The organism is Paraburkholderia fungorum (assembly GCF_003610895.1).
In the GTDB taxonomy this organism is placed as follows: Bacteria; Pseudomonadota; Gammaproteobacteria; order Burkholderiales; family Burkholderiaceae; genus Paraburkholderia; species Paraburkholderia fungorum_B.
In genome coordinates this window covers 1-5,828 of record NZ_MCAS01000064.1, presented here as the reverse complement: position 1 = coordinate 5,828, position 5,828 = coordinate 1, and the positions used below count along the sequence as shown (strand labels likewise).

The 5,828-nt window shown below is 65.3% G+C and carries 1 protein-coding gene; it reads right to left on the bottom strand.

Translation table 11 applies throughout. The features are described from left to right. Positions 1-5,828 (bottom strand): non-ribosomal peptide synthetase (locus BCY88_RS35565; RefSeq protein WP_120348765.1); only part of this gene is annotated, 5,828 nt, incomplete at both ends.

The window sequence follows — 5,828 nt, the reverse complement described above, 5'->3', positions numbered from 1 at the left end:
ACGACCGCTTCGCGCACATTGGCCTGCGCGAGAAGCTGTGCCTCGATCTCTCCGAGTTCGATCCGGAAACCGCGTATCTTGACCTGATGGTCGATCCGGCCCAGATACTCCAGTGCGCCATCCGCCCGCCAGCGGGCCAGATCACCCGTGCGGTAAAGACGCGCGCCCTCGGTCGAGAACGGGTCCGGCACGAAGCGCTCCGCCGTCAGCGCGGACCGGTTCAGGTAACCGCGCGCCAGCCCCGCTCCGCCCAGATACAGTTCACCTGCCACACCCACCGGCGTCATGTTCAGTGACGCGTCCAGCACCACCGTCTGCACGTTCGCGATCGGACGCCCGATCGGCGTGACCGTATCGTCCGCCTGGCAGGTCCAGTGCGTGACGTCGATGGCCGCTTCCGTCGGGCCGTACAGGTTGTAAAGCGCAGCTGCCGGCAGCGCGGCCAGAGCCCGGTCCTTCAACTCCGTGGACAACGCCTCGCCACTGCAGATCACACGCCTGAGGCCGGTGCACTGCTGCGCACCTTCGTAAGCAATGAACGCCTGCAGCATCGACGGCACGAAATGCAGTGTCGTCACCGCATGACGTCCGATCAGTTCAACCAGCTTCTGCGGATCGCGATGATCGTCCGGCGCGGCCACTGCCAGACGCGCGCCTGTCATCAGCGGCCAGAAGAACTCCCAGACCGAGACGTCGAAGCTGAATGGGGTTTTCTGCAGTACGGTGTCTGTAGCATCCAGCGCGTACGCCTGCTGCATCCACACCAGACGGTTGTACAGCGCGCTATGGCGGTTCGCCGCGCCCTTCGGCTGGCCTGTCGAGCCCGACGTGTAGATCACGTAGGCCAGGTTTTCGCCTCGCAGTTCAACGTCCGGGTTGTGCGACGGTTCGCCGGCCAGGTCGAGTGCGTCCAGTTCGAGCACCTCGATCGCATCCGACAGCGGCAGCGCATCGTGCACCCTACGCTGCGTCAGCAGCAGGGAAATCCCGCTGTCTGCCATCATGTACGCGAGTCGCGCTGCCGGATACGACGGATCGAACGGCACATAGGCGCCACCCGCTTTCATGATCGCGAGCAGCCCCACCACCATCTCCACCGAGCGCTCGACCGCAATCCCAACGCGCACATCCGGACCCACACCCTGTGCCGACAACCGGTGCGCCAGACGATTCGCGCAGGCATTCAGCTCCGCGTACGTCAGCGCCGTATCGCCAAACAGCACGGCCTGCGCATCCGGCGTCCGGCGAACCTGCGCCTCGATCACGCGATGCACCGGCAATGCCTCACCATAGTCCGCATCGCTGCGGCTGAACGCTTCGACTTCGCGGCGTGCATCGGCATCGAGCAACGACACGTCGCCAAGCCGTCGCGCGCTATCCTCAGTCAACCCGGCCAGCAGCCACTCGACCTGTGCCCCGATGCGCTCAATAAACCCGTCCGCAAACACACCGCGATCAAAGCTGAGTTTCAACTTCAGCGTCGCCGCGAATGTCGCCGAAACCGTCAACGGATAGTTCGTTTCCTCGCGATTCGCGAGCGCCCCAAAGCTGAGTCCGCGAGGCGAGGTGTTCTTCAGCGTGGCGTCGACCGGATAGTTTTCGAACACGACGATGCTGTCGAACAGCGCCTGCCCACCCATGCCCGCCCAGCGCTGAATATCGTTCAGCGGCGTATGTTCATGCTCACGCGAGGCCAGCGCAGCAGCTTGCAGACGACGCAGCCAGTCACCGACAGATATGGCGTCGTCGACACGTGCAATCACCGGCAGCGTGTTGATAAACAATCCAAGCAGGCCTTCGACGCCACTCAGATCGGCCGGCCGCCCTGCAACGGTCGCGCCGAATACGACCGTCTGCTGGCCCGTATAGCGTTGCAGCAGTAGCGCCCACGCGGCCTGAACCAGCGTATTGACCGTCACGCTTTCACGCCGTGCAAACGCGGCAAGCCGTTCGCTCGCCAAAGCGTTCAATTCATATTCACACTCCCCGACCTGGAAGGAAGCGCCGTCGTTCGTGGCGGCGCCGGCCGGCACCATGGCGGCAAGCCGCCCCGGGCCCTCCAGCGTCGCAAGCTGTTCGCGCCAGAACGATTCGCTCGCCGAAGCATCGCGCCGATCCAGCCACGCGATGTAGTCGCGATACCGTCCGCCATGGGCCGGGATCGCCTCGCCCGCATAGTGACGCAGCACTTCGCCCATCAACTGCGACACGCTCCATCCGTCGAGCAGCACATGATGGTCGGTCCACACCAGGTCATGGCCACCGTCCGGACGCGCGAACACGTTGATCCGCAATAGCGGCGCGCACGACAGATCGAAGCCCTGCTCGATATCCGCGGCGAGCCATTCCGCGAGACGCGCCTCGTAGCGATCCGCGTCAGTGCGCCAATCGAATACCGTGTACGGCACTGTCGCGACGCGTTGCACGACCTGCAATGCGGTGCCGCCATGACGCCAGTCGAAGTGCGTGCGCAGAATGTCGTGGCGGTCCACTGCCGCCTGCCAGGCGGCCCGCATCCGCTCGTGATCGAGTTCGCCGTGCAGCGTCAGGCGCTTCTGATTCAGGTAGACACCGCCGCCGTCCTGCCACACGCTATGGAACAGCACGCCTTGCTGAACCGGCGCGGCGGCGTAAAGATCGTCGATCTCCGCAAACGGCAGATCCAGCATCTCCAGCGACGCCTGGTCGATCCGCGCGAGCGGAAAATCCGAAGCGGTTGCGCTCGATGGTGCTTCTACACAATGCTCGATCAGACGCTTCAGACGCGCCTCGAATTGCGCGGCGAGATCGCGCACGATGGATTCGTCGAGCTCACCGGTGCGATACGCCCACGACACCGAAAGGCAACCGTTCGCGATCGCGCCGTTCAGATCGAGCACCATGTCGGCGGGATGCGCGTCCGACATCGTTGCGCCGCCCGACTCGGTGGCGAAGCTGAACCGGCCGCCAGCTTCAAGGCTCTGGTCGAACTGGCCGAGATAGTTGAAGCCGATCCGCGGCACCGGCGAATCCGCCAGCGAAGCGCACAGCCATCCATAGCCGAGACCTTTGCGCGGCACGGCGCGCAGACGTTCTTTCACGGCCTTGATCGTCGCCGACGGCGCATCGGCAGTTTCGAGCCACACCGGATATTGCGTCGTGAACCAGCCAACCGTGCGGCTCAGATCGAGTTCTTCATCGAGCGCTTCACGGCCGTGACCTTCGAGCGAGACGAGTACACCGCGCTCGCCGCTCCATGCCGCGATGGTTTGCGTCAACGCGCTCAGCAAGAGGTCTTCTACGTTGGTTCGATACGCGCGCGGTGCGGCTTGCAACAGTTGACGCGTCCAGTCGGCGTCCAGTTTTGCGGTAACGGTACGGGGCGCGGCCCGTTGCGCGGTGGATGCCGCTACCGGCAACGAGGTGCGCGCGTCCGACAGCGCGGCACGCCACCATGCGGTTTCGTGCTGGACCGCGTCGGTCTGCGCGAACGCCTGCTGCCGGGCGACCCATACGCTCCACGGCAAGCTTCGCGGCAGCGAGGTGCGGGTGGTGGACGATTCGTTCGACTTACAGGTTGCCGCGTTGAATGCATCGTCGTAGCGTTGTTGCAGTTCGTCTAGCAACACGCGCCACGACACGCCATCGACAGCCAGGTGATGAATCGCCAGCAGCAACCGCGCTTCGCCGTCACGCTCGAAGTAACCGACGCGCAGTAGCGGTCCGGTTTCGAGATTCAGGCTTTGTTGCAGGCGAGTGGATTGGGCTTCGAGCGTCGCGGTCCAATTGTCCTCTTCACGCAAATCGAAAGACTCAACGATGCGTGCGGTTTCGCGTGGCGTGACCTGCTGACACCAGCCTTCGCCGGATGGGTGGAAACGCAGACGCAATGCGTCGTGCGCCGCAATCAGATCGGCGACGACACGCTCAAGCAGCGTCAACTCGAGTGCACCTTCGACACGCAACAGCACGGCCTGATTCCAGTGCGATTCGCCGTATGGAAAGCGCTTGAAAAAGTCCTGCTGGATCGGCGTCAAAGGTTGCTCGCCGTGTATCTCGGCGTGATCCTGCGCCGCGTCGGACGACAACGCGCGCGCCTGCTGCGCGAGCGTCGCGACGGTTGGATGCTCGAACACCTGGCGCGGCGACAGCAACAGATTCGCCTGACGTGCACGCGCAATGATTTGCAAGCTCAGAATCGAATCGCCGCCGACCTCAAAGAAGTTATCGGTCACCCCGATATCGTCGCGGCCCAGCACGCCCTGCCAGATCCCCAGCAGCGTGGCCTCCAGCGGCGTGCGCGGCGCAACGCGCTCCAGCCCGCCCTGCGCCTCAGGCTCCGGCAACGCGCGACGGTCCACCTTGCCGTTCTGCATCACCGGCAGCCGCGCCAGCATCACGAACGCACCCGGCACCATGTAGCCCGGCAACCGCGCTTCCAGCGCAGCGCGCAGCACACCGGCCTCCAGCGTCACGCCCGGCGCGCCCGATACATAACCCACCAGACGCCGCCCCTCGCCCTCGCCTTTGAGCTCCACCACCGCTTCGCGCACCCCTTCCACCTGGCGCAGCACCGCCTCGATCTCACCCAGTTCGATGCGAAAGCCCCGCAGCTTCACCTGCTGGTCCAGCCGCCCAAGGAAATCGATCGTGCCGTCCTCGCGGCGCCGGCACAGGTCGCCCGTGCGGTACAGGCGCGCGCCGTCCTCCCGGTACGGGTCCGGGATGAACTTCTCCGCCGTCTGCGCCGCCCGGTTCAGATAGCCACGCGCCAGCGTCTCACCGCCGATGCACAGCTCGCCCAGCCCGCCCACCGGCGCCTCGTTGCCCGCTTCGTCGAGCACGTAGACCGTGCGCGAGCCGTACGGCACCCCGATCGACACGATCGCGTGATCCACGTCCTCCGCCTGCGTCTCGCGGTACATGCACGCCACCGTGGTTTCCGTCGGCCCGTACAGGTTGTCCAGACGGATATGGCCCAGCGGACCCGCGCGCCACTGACGCAGCGCGTCGCCCGGCAGCCCTTCGCCGCCCACCGTGATCTGCCGCAGCGCGCGCAGACTCTGCGCCGGCGGCGGCTCACGCAGCCACTGCTGCCAGTACGCCGTCGGAATGCGCGAGAACGTCACCCCTTCTTCGGCCAGGTGGCGGCTGGTGGTCGCCAGATCCCACAGCTGCGGGCCGCGCATCTCGACCTGGCCTCCGCACAGCAGCGCCGGCAGCATCTCGTGCAGCGACACGTCGAAGTTGATCGTCGACGACTGCAGCTGTCTGTCCGTCTCGCTGATACCGTACGTGCCGATGAAGTCCTCAAGGTGCGAGCACAGCGCGCCGTGGCTGATCGCCACGCCCTTCGGACGCCCCGTCGAGCCCGACGTGTAGATCACGTAGGCGAGCTGCTCGGGGTGAATCGTGATCTGTGGTGCGTCGGCCGTGGTGGCTGCCGTTACGCCTGCGTCTTCGCGTGCGTTGCCGGCGTCGTCTGTGTTGTCTGTTTCATCTGTTTCGTGCGTCTCACCCCGCAGCGCTTCCATCGCGATCATCTCGCGCCCGGCGAGCAGGTTCCCATGACGCCGCGCCGTGGCCGCATCCACCACCACCCGGCTCACCCCCGCGTCTTCCATCATGTAGCCCAGCCGGTCCTCCGGATAGTCCGGATCCAGCGGCACGAACGCCGCTCCTGACTTCAGCACCCCCAGCAGCGATGCAATCAGACCCGCCGAGCGCGTCATGCACAGGCCAATGCGTTCGTCCGCCCTGACGCCACGCTGCACCAGATGCCCTGCCACGCGGTTCGACCACGCTTCCAGTTCCCGGTAGTCCAGCCGCTCGCCTTCGCAATGCACTGC